This window comes from Marinobacter sp. UBA3604, assembly GCF_002375325.1.
Classification (GTDB): Bacteria; Pseudomonadota; Gammaproteobacteria; order Pseudomonadales; family Oleiphilaceae; genus Marinobacter; species Marinobacter salarius.
Map to the genome: position 1 here is coordinate 62,241 of NZ_DFMB01000013.1, position 19,924 is coordinate 82,164.

At 57.6% G+C, this 19,924-nt stretch carries 19 protein-coding genes and 1 tRNA gene; 7 read left to right on the plus strand and 13 right to left on the minus strand.

The genetic code is table 11. From position 1 onward, the window contains the following. Positions 1-57: 57 nt before the first annotated feature. From B2590_RS03340 to B2590_RS03370, 7 genes are all read right to left on the minus strand, one after another. Positions 58-1,077, minus strand: coding sequence for an ABC transporter ATP-binding protein (locus B2590_RS03340; RefSeq protein WP_286811071.1), 1,020 nt, complete (start codon positions 1,075-1,077; stop codon positions 58-60). Then, positions 1,074-2,072, minus strand: a complete 999-nt coding sequence (locus B2590_RS03345) for an ABC transporter ATP-binding protein (protein ID WP_286811070.1) — start codon at positions 2,070-2,072, stop codon at positions 1,074-1,076. The genes B2590_RS03340 and B2590_RS03345 overlap by 4 nt, the downstream gene beginning before the upstream one ends. A gap of 4 nt (positions 2,073-2,076) precedes the next feature. After that, on the minus strand, positions 2,077-3,009 hold the full coding sequence (locus B2590_RS03350) for an ABC transporter permease (RefSeq protein WP_286811069.1): 933 nt from the start codon (positions 3,007-3,009) through the stop codon (positions 2,077-2,079). After that, positions 3,006-4,055, minus strand: a complete 1,050-nt coding sequence (locus B2590_RS03355; RefSeq protein WP_286811068.1) for an ABC transporter permease — start codon at positions 4,053-4,055, stop codon at positions 3,006-3,008. The genes B2590_RS03350 and B2590_RS03355 overlap by 4 nt, the downstream gene beginning before the upstream one ends. Before the next feature lie 75 nt (positions 4,056-4,130). Next, on the minus strand, positions 4,131-5,693 hold the full coding sequence (locus B2590_RS03360; RefSeq protein ID WP_286811067.1) for an ABC transporter substrate-binding protein: 1,563 nt from the start codon (positions 5,691-5,693) through the stop codon (positions 4,131-4,133). Positions 5,694-5,847: 154 nt separating this feature from the next. Beyond that, positions 5,848-6,573: an LrgB family protein gene (locus B2590_RS03365; protein WP_286811065.1), complete on the minus strand. Its 726-nt coding sequence runs from the start codon at positions 6,571-6,573 to the stop codon at positions 5,848-5,850. Next, on the minus strand, positions 6,566-6,931 hold the full coding sequence (locus B2590_RS03370; RefSeq protein WP_286811064.1) for a CidA/LrgA family protein: 366 nt from the start codon (positions 6,929-6,931) through the stop codon (positions 6,566-6,568). The genes B2590_RS03365 and B2590_RS03370 overlap by 8 nt, the downstream gene beginning before the upstream one ends. A gap of 75 nt (positions 6,932-7,006) precedes the next feature. Between B2590_RS03370 and B2590_RS03375 the strand changes: the two genes are divergently transcribed. The 7 genes from B2590_RS03375 to B2590_RS03405 all read left to right on the plus strand — a co-directional run bounded on the left by B2590_RS03375 (position 7,007) and on the right by B2590_RS03405 (position 14,680). Next, positions 7,007-7,549, plus strand: a complete 543-nt coding sequence (locus B2590_RS03375; protein WP_286811063.1) for a YaeQ family protein — start codon at positions 7,007-7,009, stop codon at positions 7,547-7,549. A gap of 172 nt (positions 7,550-7,721) precedes the next feature. Continuing rightward, positions 7,722-8,906 carry a thiamine pyrophosphate-dependent dehydrogenase E1 component subunit alpha gene (locus B2590_RS03380; protein WP_286811062.1) on the plus strand — a complete coding sequence of 395 codons (1,185 nt, stop codon included), beginning with the start codon at positions 7,722-7,724 and terminating at the stop codon, positions 8,904-8,906. A 1-nt stretch (position 8,907) separates the two neighbouring features. Then, entirely contained in the window at positions 8,908-9,885 is a 978-nt protein-coding gene (locus tag B2590_RS03385) for an alpha-ketoacid dehydrogenase subunit beta (protein ID WP_286811061.1), read from the plus strand. A 26-nt stretch (positions 9,886-9,911) separates the two neighbouring features. Further along, complete coding sequence (locus tag B2590_RS03390) at positions 9,912-11,522, plus strand: dihydrolipoyllysine-residue acetyltransferase (protein WP_286811060.1); 1,611 nt, start codon at positions 9,912-9,914, stop codon at positions 11,520-11,522. A 9-nt stretch (positions 11,523-11,531) separates the two neighbouring features. Beyond that, the gene (locus B2590_RS03395; protein ID WP_286811059.1) at positions 11,532-13,370 is read left to right on the plus strand and encodes a protein kinase domain-containing protein; all 1,839 of its coding nucleotides are present in this window, start codon (positions 11,532-11,534) and stop codon (positions 13,368-13,370) included. A 197-nt stretch (positions 13,371-13,567) separates the two neighbouring features. Beyond that, positions 13,568-13,644 (plus strand) — tRNA-Arg (locus B2590_RS03400). A 334-nt stretch (positions 13,645-13,978) separates the two neighbouring features. After that, the gene (locus B2590_RS03405) at positions 13,979-14,680 is read left to right on the plus strand and encodes a 2-hydroxychromene-2-carboxylate isomerase (protein ID WP_258955194.1); all 702 of its coding nucleotides are present in this window, start codon (positions 13,979-13,981) and stop codon (positions 14,678-14,680) included. A 153-nt stretch (positions 14,681-14,833) separates the two neighbouring features. Here the strand turns inward: B2590_RS03405 and B2590_RS03410 are convergent, their stop codons facing one another. The 6 genes from B2590_RS03410 to B2590_RS03435 form a co-directional block, all read right to left on the minus strand. Then, a complete protein-coding gene (locus B2590_RS03410) occupies positions 14,834-15,799 on the minus strand; it encodes a DMT family transporter (RefSeq protein ID WP_082040495.1) in 966 nt (321 codons plus the stop codon). A gap of 2 nt (positions 15,800-15,801) precedes the next feature. Then, entirely contained in the window at positions 15,802-16,605 is an 804-nt protein-coding gene (locus B2590_RS03415; protein WP_041332598.1) for an ABC transporter permease, read from the minus strand. After that, entirely contained in the window at positions 16,602-17,480 is an 879-nt protein-coding gene (locus B2590_RS03420; RefSeq protein WP_213479983.1) for an ABC transporter ATP-binding protein, read from the minus strand. Before B2590_RS03420 ends, B2590_RS03415 begins: the two co-directional genes overlap by 4 nt. A 61-nt stretch (positions 17,481-17,541) precedes the next feature. After that, entirely contained in the window at positions 17,542-18,537 is a 996-nt protein-coding gene (locus B2590_RS03425; RefSeq protein WP_041332596.1) for an ABC transporter substrate-binding protein, read from the minus strand. Positions 18,538-18,794: 257 nt separating this feature from the next. Then, positions 18,795-19,448: an NAD(P)H:quinone oxidoreductase gene (wrbA, locus tag B2590_RS03430; protein WP_091642187.1), complete on the minus strand. Its 654-nt coding sequence runs from the start codon at positions 19,446-19,448 to the stop codon at positions 18,795-18,797. Between the two features lie 11 nt (positions 19,449-19,459). Then, positions 19,460-19,924, minus strand: coding sequence for a nucleoside deaminase (locus B2590_RS03435; protein WP_213479986.1), 465 nt, complete (start codon positions 19,922-19,924; stop codon positions 19,460-19,462).

Below are 19,924 nucleotides of genomic sequence, written 5' to 3' on the forward strand. Positions count from 1 at the left end.
GGTGTTACCAGCGTCGGGAATGGTTGTCAGGCATCATAGCCCATCGTGGGGAACTGGCTATAGCCGCCCTTCCTCCACCGCATGACACGCAACCTGGGCGCCGCCATCCGTCGCTATCAACTGAGGTATTTCCTGCCGGCATCGATCGTCGGCATACGGGCAGCGACCATGGAAGACGCAACCTGACGGCAACTGCACTGGTGTCGGAACCTCGCCCTGTAACCGGATATGGTTGGGCCGGTCGTCCTCCAGCTTTGGAATGGCCGACAGCAACGCCTGGGTATATGGATGCCTCGGGGTATTGAACAGCGTTCTGGTGTCTGCCAACTCGCATACCCGGCCAAGGTACATGACCGCGACCCGGGTACCAAAATGCTCTACCACGGCCAGATCATGAGTAATAAAAAGATAGGTCAGGTTGCGGCTTTCCTGAGCTTCCATCAGCAGGTTGAGCACCTGCGCCTGAATAGAGACGTCCAGCGCCGAAATCGGTTCGTCCGCAACGATGAACTCGGGGTCCACCGCCAGCGCCCGGGCAATGGCAATGCGCTGGCGCTGACCGCCGGAAAATTCATGACCAAAACGGCTACCCCAGTCCGGGTCGATCCCCACCGACTCCATAACATCCTGCACCTTGTCACGGATCTGGGACTCCGAGGCATCCGGCTGATGAAAGCGAATTGGCTCTTCCAGGGTTTGCTGGATGGTCATCCTCGGGTTCAGCGAGGCGTAGGGGTTCTGGAATATCATCTGCATCTTGCGGCGGTACGGCAGCACCTCTTTACCGTCAAGATTGTCGATACGCTGGCCGTCGTAGTGGATCTCACCAGCGCTGGGAGACAACAACCCCATAACGGTACGGGCCACGGTCGATTTACCACAGCCGGACTCGCCCACAACACACAGCGCTTCGCCTTTCTGGACCTGCAGATCAACGCCATTGATCGCGTACACGGCTTCCTGTTTGCGGTGGAAACGACCGCCTTTGAATGAGATCTGCTCCAGCAGGCCACCGGAAAGATCAAACTTCTTCTCCAGGCCTCGAATATCGACCAGTGTGGATGATGGGGAGGTCACGATTCCACCTCCTGCATGCGTTTCTCCTGCTCAATAAGGTTGCTGACTTCGTAACAGGCGACATCCACGTTACCCGAGCGGACATACTCGGGCATCAGGCGAGTGCACTGATCGGTGGCGAAGGCACAGCGCGGATGGAAGGGGCAGCCTGTGGGCACGTTCTTCAGGGACGGCATCGAACCCGGGATCTGGAACAGCCGCTCTCCGGGCTCGCCCATCTGGGGCAGCGCATTGATCAGCCCCTGGGTATAGGGATGCTGGGCGTCGTTGATGATTTCGCGGGTGGGCCCCTGCTCAATGATCCGACCGGAATACATCACCAACATGCGCTGGGTGACCTGGGAAACCACGCCCAGATCGTGGGTGATCAGCATCAGCGCCACGTTGTCCTGCTCACACAACTCCAACAGCAACGCCATGATCTCCGCCTGAATTGTCACATCCAGGGCCGTCGTCGGCTCATCCGCGATGATGATTTCCGGGTCCAGCAGCAATGCGATGGCGATGATCACCCGTTGGCGCATGCCGCCGGACAGTTCATGGGGGTATTGATCCAGGCGTTTGTCCGGCGACGGAATCTGCACCTTGCGCAGTTTGGTCAGGGCGATATCCCGGGCCGCCCTGGTGCTGATCCGGCGGTGTGCCTTGAGCGCTTCCACCATCTGGGTGCCAATGGTCAGCACCGGGTTCAGGGTCATCATCGGGTCCTGGAAAATCATGGCGATGCGGTTGCCGCGAATCTTGCGCAGCTCCCGCTCGCTCATCGCTGCCAGGTCCTTGCCCTCGAACAGGATCTGTCCTGAGGCGATAAAACCGGGCCGGGCAATCAGGTTGAGAATCGAGAAAGCCGCCACGGATTTACCCGCGCCGGATTCCCCCACCAGCCCCAGGCGCTCGCCCTTGTCGAGACTGAAACTGATGCCTCGCAGGGCGGTAAGGTCCCCACCTCGCACGGCGAAGCGGGCAACAAGATCGTTTACTTCCAGTAATGGCATGGCGTTACCCCTTGTACAGCCGTGGGTTCATGACATCCCGCAGCCAGTCACCTAACAGGTTGATGACCAGTACGAGCACCACCAGCACCAGGCCGGGGATCAGGGTGATCCACCAGGAGCCACTCTGGATGTAGTCAAAACCGGATTTGATCAGCGAGCCCAGCGACGGCTGGGTTTCCGGCATGCCAAGACCGAGGAACGACAACGCCGCCTCGGAAATGATCGCATTGGCGATCTGTACCGTGGCAATGACGAAAATCGGTGACAGGGTATTGGGCAGAATGTGGCGAAACATGATCCGGCGGGTGCGAAACCCCATCACCTTCGCCGCATCCACGTATTCCTTTTTCTTCTCCGCCAGCACCGAGGCCCGCACCGTGCGGGCAATCTGGGGCCATTCCGAAACACCGATGATAAAGATCAGCATGTAGATAGCGATCTCGCCAAACATCAGGTTGCCGAAACTGGCCTTGAACACGGCACCGACGATGATCGCGACCATCAGGGTGGAAAACGACAGTTGCACATCGGCAATCCGCATCAGAATGGAGTCGACCCGACCGCCCAGATAGCCCGCCAGCAGGCCAAACAGGATGCCCAGCGCCGCTTGCAGAACAACCGCGCCAAACCCGATCAGCAGCGACACTCGGGTGCCGTACAGAATGGTAGAGAGCAGATCCCTGCCCTGGGCGTCGGTGCCCAGCGGGAAGGCCGGATCGGAGCCATCCAGGCCGACCGGCGGCAGCTCGGAGTTCATGATATTAATCTGCGCCAGGTCGTAGGGGTCGGCCGGCGCCAGCAAAGGCGCAAAGATGGCGGCCAGCACCATAGACACCAGTACGATAAAACTGGCAATCGCCACCTTGTCGCGCTTGAAGCTGTACCAGAGGAAGGACTCGCGAAAGCGATCCCAGCGTGAAAGAGTCGCCGTCGTCATGCTTTCTTACCTGTCAGTTTTACGGTGGGATTCACCAGACCGTAGATCAGATCCACCACGGTATTGGTAATCACGAAGATCAGACCTACCACCATCAGGTACGCCACGATCAGTGGAATATCGCTGCGGGTGATGGCCTCCAGGAACATCAGCCCGACACCGGGCCACTGGAACACGGTTTCCGTGAGGATGGTGTAGGCCACCATGATGCCGATCTGCACACCGCCCACGGTAATCACCGGCAGCATGGTGTTCTTGAGCGCGTGCAGGAAATAGACCCGGGAAGAGCTCAGGCCCTTTGCCCGGGCGTAGCGGATGTAGTCGCTTTGTAGCACTTCCATCATTTCCGCACGGATCAGGCGAATGAACAGCGGCAGCATGATGGACGCCAGCGACACCGACGGCAGGATCAGATGAAGGATGCCGCCTTGGGAGAAAAACCCCGATTCCCAGGTGCCGAACAGCGGCGTCAGGTCATCGCCCCGGCCATAGGACGGCAAACCGCCTTCGGTGGATAGTGCGGCGTTCAGCCACTGCCCCCAGCCAGCATCCTGCGGGAACCAGTCAACGGTGACACCGATAGAGAAAATCTGAATCAGTACGATGGCGGTCAGGAATACCGGGATGGAAATCCCGACGGTACTGACCCCCATGAAGAATTTGGACAGCCAGGCCTGAGGCCGAATCGCGGCGAACACCCCGATAGGCACCGAGAAAATGACGATAATCAGACTGGCCCCGATTACCAGCTCCAGGGTGGCAGGCAAGTGCTCGAGGATGACGTCCATGGTGGGTTTTCCGTAAAAATAGGAAATACCCAGGTCGCCCTGCAGGGCGTTACCGGCGAATCGGACGTATTGCACAACCAATGGGTCATTCAGTCCCATTTCTTCACGGATCGCTTCCCGCTCATCCTGCGAGACGGACATGCCCACCATCTGTTGAAGCGGGTCGCCCAGGCCATCCTGAATGGCGAAAGCAATCACACTGATCACGAACATGACCAGTACGGCCTGGGAAATCCGCTGAACCAAAAACGCTAACATGAAAAATTCCGGGTCAAGCTGCAAACAAAAGGCCGGCTCCAGGCTGTTCCGAAGCCGGCCCGCCCATAAATGCTGTTACTCCACGACCAGGTCGCCCAGGTACGGGAAGTTCATCACATTGAGGATCGGCTCGATCTTCACATTCTTCTTGCTGGCCCAGGCCAGGTCCTGCCAATGCAGGGGAACGAACGCGGCATCGTCGTACAGGCGCTGCTCCACCTCTTTCAGCATGGCGGTGCGCTTGTCCAGATCCGTCTCTACGTTGGCTTTGTTGACCAGCTCGTCGATGTCCGGGTTGCAGTAGTTGCCGGCGTTGTACTGGCCGTCACCGCTCTCCGCATCGGGGCAGAAGGTCAGGAACTCGAAGAAGTTGGCGGAGTCCTCGGTGTCTGCGTGCCAGCCGATCATCATCATGTCAGCGGCGCGGGCGTCGTACTCCGGCCAGTATTGAGCTTTCGGCAGCGTCTTCAGATCCACCTTGATATTGATGCGCGCCAGCATGGCGGCCACCGCCTGGGCGATCTTGTCGTCATTCACGTAACGGTTATTCGGCGCCATCATGGAGATGGTGAAACCGTCTTCGTAACCGGCTTCCTTCATCAATTGCTGGGCTTTTTCGACATCAAACCGGGGCGCCAGGGAGTCGTTGTGGCCCTGGTAACCGTCCGGAGACATCTGAGCAGCCGGGGTGGCGAAGCCCTTCATGATCTTGGCAGCGATGCCTTCCTGATTGATGGCATAGGCAATGGCCTCGCGCACTTTCGGGTTCTTGAACGCTTCCACCCGGTCCTGGTTCATGTGGAACAGGATGATGCGGGTACCGCTCATAGTGACCAGGTCAGAGTTTTTGTCACGACGGATTCGCTCCAAATCCGTGGGCGGCACCGGCGCAATGAAATCCACACCACCAGATAGCAGCGCAGAAACACGGGTGTTATTTTCCTTGATCGGAGTCAGCACGATCTTGCCGACGTTACCCGGTGACTCGGTATCCCAGTAATCGTCGAAGCGCTCAAACTCGACACGCACGCCCTGCTGACGACCGGTAATGACATAAGGGCCTGTGCCGGACAGATTCTCGGAAGCAAAAGAATTGCCGTGCTTGGTGATGGCGCTCTTGTCTTTCCCGCTTTCGGTCTTACCGGTGTAAAACTCGCTGTCCAGCGGGAAGATGTAAGTCGCGGTGTTCAGCAGCAGCGGGTATGGCTCGGTGGTCACCAGCTCAAAGGTGTAGTCGTCAATGACCTTGAGTTCGCTGAACGGTTTGAAGATCGCTTTGTAGTCCTGGCTCTGCTTCAGGCGGTCAAAGGTGAATTTGACGTCTTTGGCGGTCAGCTCGTTGCCAGAGTGAAAGTTCACACCTTCACGCAGCTCGAAGCGCATGGTGTTCTCATCAATACGCTCCCAGCTTTTTGCCAGGCGCGGCTCGAAGCCGAGGTCCTTGGTCCAGCGGATCAGGGGATCAAAGGTCATGTGGCTTAACTGCAACATGCCGCCAGAGAGCTGTTCGTGAATATCCAGGCTTACAGGATCGGCGTCGTACGCCATTTTCAGTTCCTTGTTCGCCTCGGCAGACATCGCCATAGGGGCGGTTGCCAGGGCCATGGAACCAACAAAAGCAGTCAGTAGTGTTTTCATCGCGTTTTCCGTCGCTGTTTTAAGAGTTTTTGCGGCACATCGGCGCAATTTCTCGCCAGATGTCTGCGCTAAAAACTAGTCGTGGAAAACCCGAACAGCAATCGAAATTGCGACTTGGCGTTATTCGTGAAGTGAATGACCCTGCTTGGGGCGCTCACCAAAGACGGAACGCCAGCGGAAGAATCAGCGCGGTGAACACCCCCGTGAGCCCCATTCCCAGCGAGGCAAACGCACCGGCTGTGCGACTGATCTCGAACGCTCGTGCCGTTCCCACCGCATGGCCGTTCAGCCCGAGCGCAAAACCCAGAATGCGGTCATCGGTGATCGACAACACCCTGGAAAGCAGGTCGACAAAGAGCGTTGCGACAACACCGGTCACCAGCAGTCCGCCCATCATCAGGGGCACCGAACCGCCCAGTTGTTCGGTAATACCGATGGCAATGGGTGCGGTCACCGACTTCGGCGCCAGGGACGCCAGCACCAGAGGCGTCGCCCCCAGGGCCCAGGCGATCACGACCGCATACACGGCCGCCAGGGTGGCCGCCACTGGCAGGGTGCACAGAATCGGACGCCACAACGCCCGCACGTGGTGCATTTGCTGGTACAACGGTATGCCCAGCGCGACGGTGGCTGGCCCGAGCAGCAGCATCAGCCACTGAGCACCCTGCTGATACCGGTTGTAATCGAGAGACAGTAGCGCGATGGTGGCCGACAGCAGGAAGGCGGAAAGCACCACCGGAGGCAGCCAAAGCGGGCGTCCCATCCGCCGGAAAAGCCAGTTGCCCGCAAAGAACGCGCCCAGGGTTAACCCAATCGCCAGTATCGGGCTCGCAGACAGGGTATTGGGAAGTGCGAGAAAACGCTCCGGGAGGTCAGTCATCCGACGCTCTCCGCTGCCCTGCCCTGACCAGCGACGCCATCAGCAGCAGTGTGGTCAGTACACTCAAAAAGGTGCCAACCAACAGCGCCCCCGCCACCGCCAGCCACTGCCCGCTGAACTGATCAGCAGAGAAGAACACACCCACCACGCCTGGCATGATCAGCAGCACCAGCACCGAAATCAGCCCCTGGCTCGCCGTTGCCAGATCGTCACTGACACTGCCCTTCAACATCAGCGTGATCGTCATCAGAATCATGCCCAGTACACCGCCACTGACCGGAATAAGGAAAACCAGTCGCAAGGCTTCGCCAAGCATGAAACATAAAACCAGAGTCAGGAAACCCCGCAACATCGACATATTGTCATGCTCATCAAGTAACGAATTGCTCTACACTAGCCCATACCCAAAGTTTGACACCAGTTCGGATACCCCATGGCGCTCAAGGCAACCATCTTTAAAGCAACACTGAACATCGCGGATATGGACCGGCACTATTACGGTGACCACCACCTCACCATCGCCCGTCATCCCTCGGAAACCGACGAACGCATGATGATACGCCTGCTGGCTTTCATACTGAACGCCAGTGAGAACCTGGAATTCACCAAAGGGATCAGCACGGACGACGAGCCGGATCTGTGGCAAAAAAGCCTGAGCGACGAAATCGAACTGTGGATCGAGCTCGGCCTGCCCGACGAGAGCCGCCTGCGCAAGGCCTGCAACCGCGCCGATAAAGTGATTCTCTACACTTACGGTGGCCGCGCCGTGCCGCTGTGGTGGGAAAAACACCAGGGCAAGCTGACTCGCTTCGACAACCTCACCATCATCGACCTGCCTGCAGATGACACCGAGTCGCTGGCTGCCCTCGCTGAGCGCGGCATGAACCTGCAATGCACCGTCCAGGACGGCTCCGTCAATATTGGCAATGACGACACGCTCGTCAGTGTGACACCCGACCCGCTCTACCCTGAGTAAAAAATCCCCCGCCGGGGTCTACCAGAATGATCCAGTTTACGTTAAGGTAAACTTTAGCCGCTATTGACCCGGGCCGCACCAGGTTCCGTCAGTTTGGCTATACTCAAAGCAAGCATCGACACCCTCACAAGGGGTGTTTTGTTCCTCAGGCCACTACCCCAGGAAGAGGATTATGACAACAACAAAATCCAAAGTTGTTTATAACCCGGTTTTTACCGACGGTGCGGAGTTCCGAATTCCCACCTTCAAGTTACTCAAGCAGGACGGCTCGCTCTACAAAGGCGCCAAGGCTCCTGAGCTCGACAAAGACAAAGCCCTGCGCATCTACCGGGCGATGGTCACCACCCGGATTCTCGACGAACGTATGCTCGCGGCCCAACGGCAGGGGCGCCTGAGCTTTTACATGCAGTGCACCGGCGAGGAAGCCGCGGTGATCGGCAGTACCGCCGCACTGGATGACGCCGACATGATCATGGCTCAGTACCGTGAACAGGGCGCACTGACTTATCGCGACTTCTCCATCGATGAGTTCATGAACCAGCTGTTCGGCAACGAACTGGACTACGGCAAAGGTCGCCAGATGCCGGTTCATTACGGTTCCCGCAAGCTGAACTACATGACCATCTCGTCGCCATTGGCCACACAGATCCCCCAGGCCACGGGCTACGCCTACGGTCAGAAGCTGGCGGGCGAAGGCCATTGCACCATCACCTACTTCGGTGAAGGTGCCGCCTCCGAAGGGGACTTCCATGCCGCCCTGAACATGGCCGCCGTCCACCGCGTTCCGGTTATTTTCCTGTGTCGGAACAACGGCTACGCCATTTCCACCCCTGCCGCCGAGCAGTTTGCCGCAGACGGCGTGGCACCCAGGGCCTATGGCTACAAGATGGACGTGATCCGTGTCGATGGTAACGACATCCTGGCCGTGCATGAGGCCACCAAAGAGGCCCGCAAGCTGGCGGTGGAACACAACCGGCCAGTTTTGATTGAAACCATGACTTACCGCTTGGCAGCGCATTCCTCCTCTGACGACCCCTCCGGCTACCGCAGCAAAGACGAGGAAGCGGTATGGCGCGAGAAAGACCCGATCCTGCGCATGCGCCTCTGGCTCGAACGCAAGAAGTGGTGGGGCGAGGACGATGAGAAGCAACTGCAGGAAAACATGCGCCGGGAAGTGCTCGAAACCATGAAACGGGCACAAAAGCGGCCGCCACCCGCGCTCGATACCCTGGTGAGCGACGTCTACGACGAAGTACCACCGGGCCTGGCCGAGCAGTTCGACAAACTCAAGGCGCATATCCGCCGGTATCCGGACGAATACCCGAAAACCGCAGAACAAGCAAAGGGAGGCGCGTGAGATGCCCCAGATGAATATGCTCCAGGCCATCAACAACGCCCTCGACACTGCCATGGCCGCTAACGAGCGGGTGCTGTGTTTCGGTGAAGACGTGGGCATTTTCGGTGGTGTGTTCCGCGCCACCAGCAACCTGCAACAGAAATACGGCAAGGCCCGCTGTTTCAACACGCCCCTGGTCGAGCAGGGTATCGTCGGCTTTGCCAACGGCCTGGCCGCACAGGGCTCCGTGCCCGTAGCCGAGATTCAGTTTGCCGATTACATTTTCCCGGCCTTCGACCAGATCGTGAACGAGTCGGCCAAGTTCCGCTACCGCTCGGGCAGCTTGTTCGATGTCGGTGGGCTGACGATTCGTGCGCCCTACGGCGGCGGCATCGCCGGCGGTCTTTATCACTCACAGTCACCGGAAGCCTACTTTGCCCACACCCCGGGCCTGAAGATCGTGGTGCCACGCAACCCGCACCAAGCCAAGGGCCTGCTACTGGGCGCCATCCACGATCCCAACCCGACCCTGTTCTTCGAACCCAAGCGCCTCTACCGCGCCTCGGTCGGGGAAGTGCCCGACGAAGATTACCGGCTGCCGCTGGGCGAAGCCGAAGTGATCAAGGAAGGCACCGACATCACCGTGCTGGGCTGGGGTGCGCAGATGGAAGTGATTGAGCACGCCGTCGAAAGGGCGGAGAAAGAGGGCATTTCCTGTGAGGTCATTGACCTGAGAACCATCCTGCCCTGGGATGTGGAAACCGTGGCCAAATCGGTGCTCAAGACCGGGCGCCTGGTGGTCACACACGAAGCGCCACTGACCGGTGGTTTTGCCGGTGAAATCGCGGCGACCATACAGGAGCGTTGCTTCCTGTACCTGGAATCCCCGATCGCTCGCGTGACCGGGATGGACACCCCCTTCCCGCTGGTGCTGGAAAAAGAGCACCTGCCCAATCACCTGAAGGTCTACGAGGCCATCAGATCGAGCGTGGATTTCTAGGTTGATATCAGGACAGGAGAGCAATCATGAGTGATTTTATACTGCCCGATATCGGCGAAGGTATCGTGGAGTGCGAACTGGTTAAATGGCTGGTCAGCGAAGGTGACATCATCGAAGAAGACCAGCCAGTGGCCGAAGTGATGACCGACAAGGCGTTGGTGGAAATCCCTGCGCCCTATAAAGGCAAGGTAACGCGCCTCTATCACAAGGAAGGGGACATCGCGAAAGTGCACGCCCCACTGTTTGAGCTGGTGGAGGAAGGCGGCGACAGCCAGGAAGATTCAACGCCTGAGCCCAAAGCCCCGGAAACCGCCAAAGAAACGCCGGCAACCCAGGCACAAGCCAGCTCCGGCGAAGCCGATGGCGATGACCCAACGGAGGACTTCATCCTTCCGGACATCGGCGAAGGCATCGTCGAATGCGAAGTGGTGGAATGGCGCGTGGCCGAGGGCGACGAGATCGAAGAAGACCAGCCGGTGGTGGATGTCATGACCGACAAGGCCATGGTCGAGATCACCGCACCCGAGGCCGGCCGTGTCACGAAGCTTTACCATAAGCAGCAGGAAATGGCGCGGGTGCATTCACCGCTGTTTGCGTTCGTTCCCCGTGAGCGTGACGAGCCGGCTCAGGCCAGGAAAACGTCACAAACAGCCCCGGAAGCGGAATCGAAACCAACGCCGACCACCGCGCAACCCGTCGTATCCCGCAACCAATCGCGGACGCCGGCCAGCCCGGCTGTCCGCCGGATTGTTCGCGAGCACGATCTGGACCTGGCGGACATCACCGGTTCCGGCAAGGATGGCCGGGTACTGAAAGCCGACGTACTGGCTCATCTCGACGAACCCGCCACAACCTCACCGGCACAGCAGAACGCAGGCGAGTCGCAACCGGCAAGCTCAGGCGGTGAGCGCCGGCGGCCGTCCCGGGAGCAGGAAGTACGCGTTGAGCCAATCCGCGGCATGAAAGCCGCCATGGCACGCAGCATGGTGACGTCGGCGACCACCATTCCGCACTTCATCTACAGTGAGGACATTGATGTCACCGATCTGCTCCGCCTGCGGGAACAGTTGAAACCAGAGGCCGAAGCCAGCGGGTCAAGGCTCACGCTGATGCCTTTCTTTATGAAGGCCATGGCCCTGGCAGTGCAGGAATACCCGGTGCTCAACAGCCGCCTCAACGATGATGTCACCGAGATCCACTACCAGCCACAGTGCAATATCGGCATGGCCGTGGACGGCAAGGCCGGGCTGATGGTTCCCAATATCAAGGGCGTGGAAGACCTGACCCTGCTGGGCATTGCCGACGAAGTCGCACGCCTGACCGAGGCAGCTCGCTCGGGTCGTGTCAGCCAGGAAGATCTCAAGGGCGGCACCATTACCATTTCCAACATTGGCGCTTTGGGTGGCACCTACGCCGCACCCATCATCAACCCGCCGGAAGTGGCGATTGTGGCCCTTGGCCGTACCCAGAAACTGCCGCGCTTTGACAGCAATGGCCAGGTGGTGGAGCGGGCCATCATGACCGTGAGCTGGGCAGGCGACCACCGCATCATCGATGGCGGCACCATTGCGCGCTTCTGCAATCGCTGGAAAGGCTACCTGGAATCGCCGCAGTCGATGCTGCTGCATCTGGGCTGACGGAGCATTATGGCGCAGAAGACGCAACTGCAGCAGTTCTACATCCCTGAAGAGCAGTCGATCTATCTGCTCAGCCATGACGATGCCAAGAAGCTCAAGGACTGGGTGGCGCTCTGCGCCGCCCAGCTTCGCCAACTGGGCTACCAGGACATCGAACTGATCGGTAAAGGCGCCTACGGCTTTGTATTCGCCGGGCGCCTGCCACACCAGGACAGCACCAGCCCCGAACACGTCTTCAAATTCACCCGCATCAACCTTCCCCAACACCTGCAGGACCGCCTGGAGGATGAAGCCTACATCCTCGAGCAGGTCCGGCATCCAAGGGTTCCTCGCCTGGTTGCCTATCAACGGGCCCATAACCAGCCCATCCTGGTAATGGAGCGTGCGGCGGGCCTGAACCTGGAAGAGGTGTCCCTGCGGGAGGGCCGGCTGAAGCCCCGGCTGGTCATGCGGATTGCCGACCAGATTGCCGATATCCTGCGCAACCTGCGCCGCGAGAACGGCCCCTCGGGGCGCCCCATCGTGCACGGGGACATCAAACCGTCGAATCTGGTGTTCGATGCCAGCACCGAGAACATCGCCCTGATCGACTGGGGCTCGTCGGTGTTCGCCCAACTGGACGCCAACCAGCAGTTCCTCACCACCAACGTGATGGAACTGATGTCAGACAACCTGCAACAGACCAATGCCCGGCTGGGGGATGTCTACTTCATCGGCGATGAACAACTGAACGGTGGGCTGTCTTCCCCCCGCTTTGATGAACAGGGTGCAGCGGGCACATTGTATGCGCTGGCATCCGGTCAATCGTGCCGGTTTGGTCATCAGGCCATTCCCGCTGCGTCCCTCGGGCTGCCCATGGAGTTCGCCCGCATGCTCGACGGCATGCTATCCCCGGACCCACAAATGCGCAGAAAAGCCGGTGACCACTACCTGAACGAAATGCCGCGAATGGCACGCACGGTGATGATCGACCTCAAGGAACCACCGCTGGCCCCCATGGTCCCGGTGTGGACCCGGCCCTCAGACCACGAAATCGACACCGTCGTCTACAGCTCCCGGAAATCTTTCCTCCGCCAGGAAGGCGCGCCGGAAACCCTAAATGATGTGAACGATGTGCAGCTGGACCGCTACTATAAAAATTTCATGCAAGGCATGGGAGAAACCGAAAAAGCCTTCCTGGCCGCCGTCAGCCGGCTGGGGCGCTACCCTGTCGAAGGCGGCCTGGCCGTGCGCTGGGAAACCGATGGCGTGTATATCGACACCTCCCTGAACCTGCATGACCCGACACTGAAAACCGCGTTCATCCGCGCCGTCAACAACATGGTCTACCTGGCCCAGGCCATTTACCGCCAGGGAATTTTCAAGAGCTGCCTGTTCAACGCCCGTAACACCCTGCACATCGACCGTGCCGAACCCGACCAGCCTTTCACGCCCGAGCGCGGCATGCAGCTGAAATACGAAGTCAGCGCCGCGCCGGAAGTGGAAGACGAATCCCGGGTGCACTCCTACTTTGAAGACGGCCCCGACCCGGAAGAATTCCTGGTACTACCGCAAACCATCATCACCGCGCTGGAATCTCTCAACGACATCCATCACACCGGCATGATCATCTTCGAAGCCCTGCCCCGCCACCTCAAGATCCACAGCCACTACCGCCTGCTGGACCCGGACCGGGAGAGTGAATTCAGCCGCCTTCTGGGCGAGATACTGTCCGCTGTGAATCAAATCACTGGCTTGGGTGTCTCGGGCTTTATGAAAATGCCCTACAAGGACACCCGCTTCTTCCCTCATATCGAACGTCTGCCGGAGCGTTACTACCCCAAAAATCCAAGGGCGAAGAGCGGTTAATCGAAAGCTTGCCGCTGCATATATCAATACCAACAGGACTGGACAGAGCCCCCCATCACACGTAAGATTGCGCACTCGAAATTGACGCCAAAGCGTTGGATTTCATCCGCCCGTAGCTTTTATGCTGGGAGCGAAGCGAGACAGTACAGCTGAGTCATGCGAAGCATGGCCTCTCAACCTCTCGAACAAAGTTTAATCCGCCCGTAGCTCAGCTGGATAGAGCGTTGCCCTCCGGAGGCAAAGGTCTCAGGTTCGAATCCTGACGGGCGGGCCATTTTCATGAAAAATCAGTAAGTTACACCTCCCGCCTTTAATCATCTTCAAGATTCAAATTTACTCCCTTTCAAATTTCAACCTAGGCAATGACATTCATCCTGGTTCTGGTGTAATACCCCCAGAAACTGATTCTATGGCCAAATTGTGTCCATGGTGCATCCACTCAATTGAAGAAGCTCCTTTCAGCAAGAAAACTCTGTGTAGTGGTCAACTAATTTCGGAAAGTATTTCAAGACTGTCCGCAACAGACGAAAAACTCTTATCAGTGGTGCAAATGTTTTGGGTGCTTGGTAGCGAACTGTTTGGTGCAAAAGAGCCCCTATGATGCCCTCGTGGATGACGGCCGAACTTTATTGAGTGACCACTCAATAAAAGCTAAAGTACCGGGCAGTCATAAAAATCCAAGAATCACTGATCAGGAGTCAACAGCAATGAGCCCCACCATTGATTATTACTTCAGCTGCCTTTCACCGTTTACCTACCTGGGACATAAGGCTTTCCTTGAAACCGCAGAACAGGCGAAAGCCAGCATCAACTTCAAGCCAATAAGGCTGCCAAAGGTGTTCGCCAACTCGGGCGCGAAACCGCTACCCGAACGCCCGGCATGCCGCCAAGAGTACCGCCTGCTTGAAATCCAACGATGGGCAAAAAAACGCGGCTTGTCCGTCAACCTCAAACCAGCGTATTTTCCCGCAGACCCGAGTCTGGCTGACGGTTGTGTCATTGCCCTCCAAGCGACAGGCCAGAATCCTGGAAATTTTGTGCAGAGAGTGCTGGCAGCCTGTTGGGCAGAGGAGAAGAACATCGCGGATGAAGCGGTAATTCGTGACATCCTGAACACCCTTGAACTGGATGCAGAAGGCCTGCTTGAAGCGGCCCGGTCATCAGACGTTACTGAACAGTACGACCGTCATACCGACGAAGCGATTGGCGATGGGATTCTCGGAGCTCCGGCCTATGTGTTGGATGGCGAACAGTTCTGGGGCCAGGATCGAGTTGAACTATTGTCCGAAACCATGGCTTCAAAAGCCTAATTGCGCGACCGCCTATTACCATCCTCTGGCGGGCCGGAGCCAATAACGACGTTCCGCGCCAGAGGTATCCAACGACGATCGCGACAAAATTTCCGAACGTCGGGATTGGGTCGATCGGCCCCTCAGCGACGCTGGGGGGGTACCCAGACTTTTTTAATTAATTCCATTCTGATAAGCAATATTCCGCGCGCGCTGAGCCTGTCGTCGATCCGCTAGCCCGACCACCAGAATTCCCAGACCAACCAAGCAGAACCCGAAAATATCCGAGCCGCTCGGCTGTTCATTCAGAACAACGGCAGATGAGAGCAGCCCAACCGCTGGAACCGCGGCGGAACTCAGCGACATGGTCACTGCGGGTAAAGACCGGATGGCACCGACCTGAGCTGCAACGCAAAGGCCCGATGCAATGGCGCCGCTGAAGAAGATGTTCACCAGAAAAGCTGGCTCCCATCGGATGGTAGCAAGGTCTTCCACGAAAAGGGCCAAGGGTACCAATAGCAGCAATGACGAAAGCAGTTGCCAGGGTATCAGCGACAGCACATCCCCGCGCCACTGATGCCGACGGACATGAATCAGTCCTGCCGTCCAGACAATCGTCGCCAGAACGATCAATCCGCCCCCGGTCACCATCCCTTCAGCGTGCCAGTCGACGGTCAGTGGATTAAATATAGCCAGCAGTCCAGCGAGTCCAAATCCGGCACCCAATGCCCTGAACAAGGTTAAGCGCTCGCCGAGGAACAAGGCGGCTGCCGGCACCACCCAGATTGGTGAAGTATAGGCCAGAATCGCCGCCCGACCGGCGGGCATATACTGCATGCCAAAGGTCACCAAGGTGATAAACCCCATGTTCTGAAGAATGCCCACGGAGAAAACCACCGGTATGTCCGCCCGGTGCGGCATCCGGAGAATGCCCATCATTCGCGCAATCAAGAACATGGTGAGGGTCCCGAGGACCATCCTCAAGGTCGTGTACAACAGCGGCGGGCTGTAGGCCAGGCCTATCTTCATGATGGGGAAATTAATCCCCCAGGCCAGTGCGGTAAAGGCCACCAGCAGGTACCCGTTGCGCCAAGCATAGCCGGCACCCGATGCAGGCATTACCGAAGTAGACCGCGACATGGTCAGTGCTCGACCTTCAATGCACTCTCATGCCAGTTACGCAGTGCCCGGTCGGACATCCAGACCATCAGTGCGAACAACAGGATTCCCGTTACGGTGATCAGAATCAGCGCCGCAAACATTTTGGGAATCTGCAGATTGTAGCCGGATTGCAGGATCATGTAGGCCAGGCCGGCCTTGGCTCCCCCGGTACCAGCAACGAACTCGGCCACCACCGCACCGATCAAAGCCAGCCCGGAACTGATGCGCAAGCCTCCGAAGAAGTAAGGCAGGGCGCTCGGAACACGTAAACGCACCAATTCCTGCCAGCGGCTGGTGCGATACATCCGGAACATGCTCAACAGGTTCGGATCGACACTTCGCAGCCCCAGTGTGGTGTTGGAGATAATCGGGAAAATAGCTACGATCACCGCACAGATGGTCAGAGCCCACGTGGTGTCGTTTACCCAGATGATGATCAATGGCGCAATGGCCACAATCGGTGTTACCTGCATCAGCACCGCATAGGGGAACAGACTGATCTCAATCCACTTGCTCTGCACGAACAGCAACGAGGCCGCCACTCCCAGAACCACCGAAATAGCAAAGGCCAGGAAGGTTACCTTGAGGGTCATCATCAAGGCATTAAACAGCGAATTGAAATCAGACACCAGCGACTGCCCGATATCCACGGGGCTGGGCACAATGTATTTCGGTACTTCAAACGCCACCACCGTCAATTGCCACATCAGAAGCACCAAGACTCCCACAAGCAAAGGGGCAGCGACCTGAACAAAGCGCTCGTTCTGGATCAATGGTGTTTTCATGAATCACTCCCCTCTTTGCTTTCTCCCATGGCACTGGCTCGCTCAAGAGCCATCGACACCTGCCGACAATATCCGGCAAATTCGGTGGATACCCGGAAATCAGGGGAACGGGGATAGGGTTCTTTGATTTCGATGTCATCCACGATCCGTCCGGGGCGAGCCGCCATGACAACCACCCGACTGGACAGATAGACCGCCTCGTAAACACTGTGAGTCACGAAGACAATGGTCCAGCCCTTTTCTCGCCAGAGCTTCAGAACATCGTCATTCAGCTTGTTGCGGGTCATCTCGTCGAGGGCTCCGAAAGGTTCATCCATCAACAACAGGTTAGGTTCGGTTACCATGGCCCGGGCGATGGACGCTCGCATTTGCATGCCGCCGGAAAGCTCTCTCGGGAAGCTCTCATCAAACCCCGTCAGGCCCACCATATCGAGGGCGTCATCAATCTTTTTCTCGACTTCCGGTGCATTACCAGCGTGGTCCAGATCCAGCGGGAGACGAATATTTTTACGTACCCGAGCCCAGGGCATCAGCGTGGCATTCTGAAACACGAAGGCCAGCTTCCGGCCCTTGCTGCCAACCACTCCGTAATCCTGCTCCCACCATTTGACCGTACCGGTGGTCACTTCACCCAGGCCCGCCATAATCCGGAGTAAGGTACTCTTGCCGCACCCGGAAGGCCCCAGGAGGCTGACGAACTCCCCCTGTTTTATAGTCAGATCGGCTCCTTTCAGAGCGACCGTGCCATTGCTGTAGATTTTGTTAACCCCGTCCACCTGCAGGACCGGTCTGCCCGGGGCGAGCGCCTCTGGCGCTGGAGCCATAACATTCGGCTCCCGGGCCGGATTCAGGGGTGTTACTTTGTCCGCTGTCATAATGATATCTCCAGGGCCGATCAATGGCGTCACCGACCGGCATCAGGATAGGGTTCGATGCTTACGGCAGCACCGGCTCTTCGGGCAGAAATTCCAGGGTGAAAACCTTGCTGAGATCAAGATCTGCCGACGCAAGGCCTGCGCCAACCATGAAATCCTTGATCTTCGTCCAACGTTCTTCGGTCATCACTCCAATTCCCTGGGTTCCCGCGTCGCCGCCAGTCACCAGTTCGTAGTCCTTGATCTTTTCGATGCCATAGGCAATTTGCTCAGGCGTCATCTCAGGGTTTTCCTGCATGATGAGCTTGTTCCCGGGCTCCGGGTTCTCCAGGTAGCTTTGCCAGCCTTCCATGCTTGCCTGCACAAACCGTTTGACCACGTCTGGCCGCTCTTCAATCATGTCGGTTGTGGTTTCGATGGTGGTGGCGTACGGAGGGTAACCGTAGTCCGACAACAGGAAGACGTTCGGCTCAATTCCCCCTTTCTGGATTGCAAAAGGCTCCGACGAGAGGTAGCCCTGCTGAACAATGCTTTCATCGGTCAGAAATGGCGCAACACTGAAGGTATAGGCGTGCACAACATCGTCTTCGAACCCGTACTCTGCCTTCAGCCATGGCCAAAAGGTGGAATGGGCATGGGTTGCCAGATAAATGGGCAGGCCCTCTTCCTTGATCTGCTCAATGGATTCAACGTGGGGATGCGCAACCAATGACTGAGGATCTCCCTGCATGGAGGCAGCCACGGTCATAACGGGCAAGCCCTTCTCGACCGCGTTAATGTTGCCAATGGGATAGCCCATGAGCAGGTCATAGCGCCCAGTTACCAACAACTGGGTTCCGTTTACCTGCGGGCCACCCATTCTGATTTCTACATCCAGCCCGTGCCCCTCGTAAAGGCCTGTTGCCAGTGCTTGATAAAAGCCACCATGCTCAGCTTGGGCATACCAGTTGGTTCCAAATACGACCTTATCCAACTCGTCCGCATTTACCGGCGAAAAAGCGACCAGGCCGGCCATCATGATCGAACCACCCAGAACGGTGCTTAGCTTCATCTTCATGGATACTCTCCTAGACCAGGCGGTTTACGCCTCTTTTAATTGACCAATTGCTCAGGTTTTATAAGGCAACCTTCATGCCATATAAGAAATAAGTTTTTATTATTTAATATCATTAGCTTAAAAAATATAGAACACAGAAAAACGCACCAGTTTTAAACAAACTCTGGCCAACTGCTCTACTTTTGAACAAGCCAAAAAAAACCGCCCGAAGGCGGCAAAAGGACTACACAACGTCACGCTTACACCATTCCCTCGACCTAGGTGGCGTATGCCGCAAGTTCAACCGACGATGGCTCGAGTGTTACCCAGCCTGACAGTCTCGCCACCCTTGCCCCCAATGCACGGGCAATGGCAAGTTCGTTCTCGTCAACTCCCCTGTTTCCATCGAATCCAGTAACCGTTGTCGCCCCATAGGGCGAACCTCCTTTTTCGGTCCGCACCAACTCCGGAACACTGTGGGGAACACCGGCCAACACCATCCCATGCTGCATGAAGGGCAATAAAAGAGAGAGCAACGTCATCTCGTTTCCAGAATGCATACCTCCCGTGGAGGTAAACGCAGCCCCCACTTTGCCGATCAAGGCACCTTGCCGCCAAAGAGGTGCCACTTCATCGATAAACGCCCTAAGCGGTGTACTCATCAACCCATATCGGGTGGGAGACCCCCAGACAATTCCTTTTGCCCAGTCAAGATCATCGGCAGTGGCTCTGGGTAGCGCACGGAATTCTGCCTGGGCCGCAATAAAATCAGCCCGTTCCGAGTCCACACTGAATTCGGGCTCATCTATGGCCACTCGGCAAAGACGAACTTCCGCACCTTCCGACAATGCGCCTGACGCCACTGCTCGGGCGAGCGCCAGTGTGCTGCCGTATCGGGAATCAACAACCACGGTGACACGGCTTGCTGTCATGACGCCCTCCTTCATTGTCCGTGCTTCTGCCAAAATACTTCATGCACTTTTGCTGCATCGTCCTCCAGGACCGGCCCGATCACCTCGACTTCGCGCTGTCCGGAATCAAACACCTGCCGGCAGGGCAGATCGAGCGTCGGATTTTCGGGATGGTTGCCGGTAATGTTCTTCAGCCGGTGTTCACTGAGCCCGTAGACTATTCTCCCCAAACCGGCCCAGTAGGCCGAACCGGCACACATGCAACAAGGCTCTGCGGATACGTACATGGTGCAACCGGCCAGAAAGTCTGGACGCCAGGCCTTGCTGGCCCGAGTCATCAGAACGCGCTCGGCATGACCTGTCATATCACGGTCCGGGAGGTAAGCGTTGCCCTGCTCCATCAAGACAGAGCCTTCACTGTCGACCAACAAGGCGGCAAACGGATGTACTCCGTCTTCCGCCAGCCCGTTTGCCATGGCGATGACCTTTTGCATCAT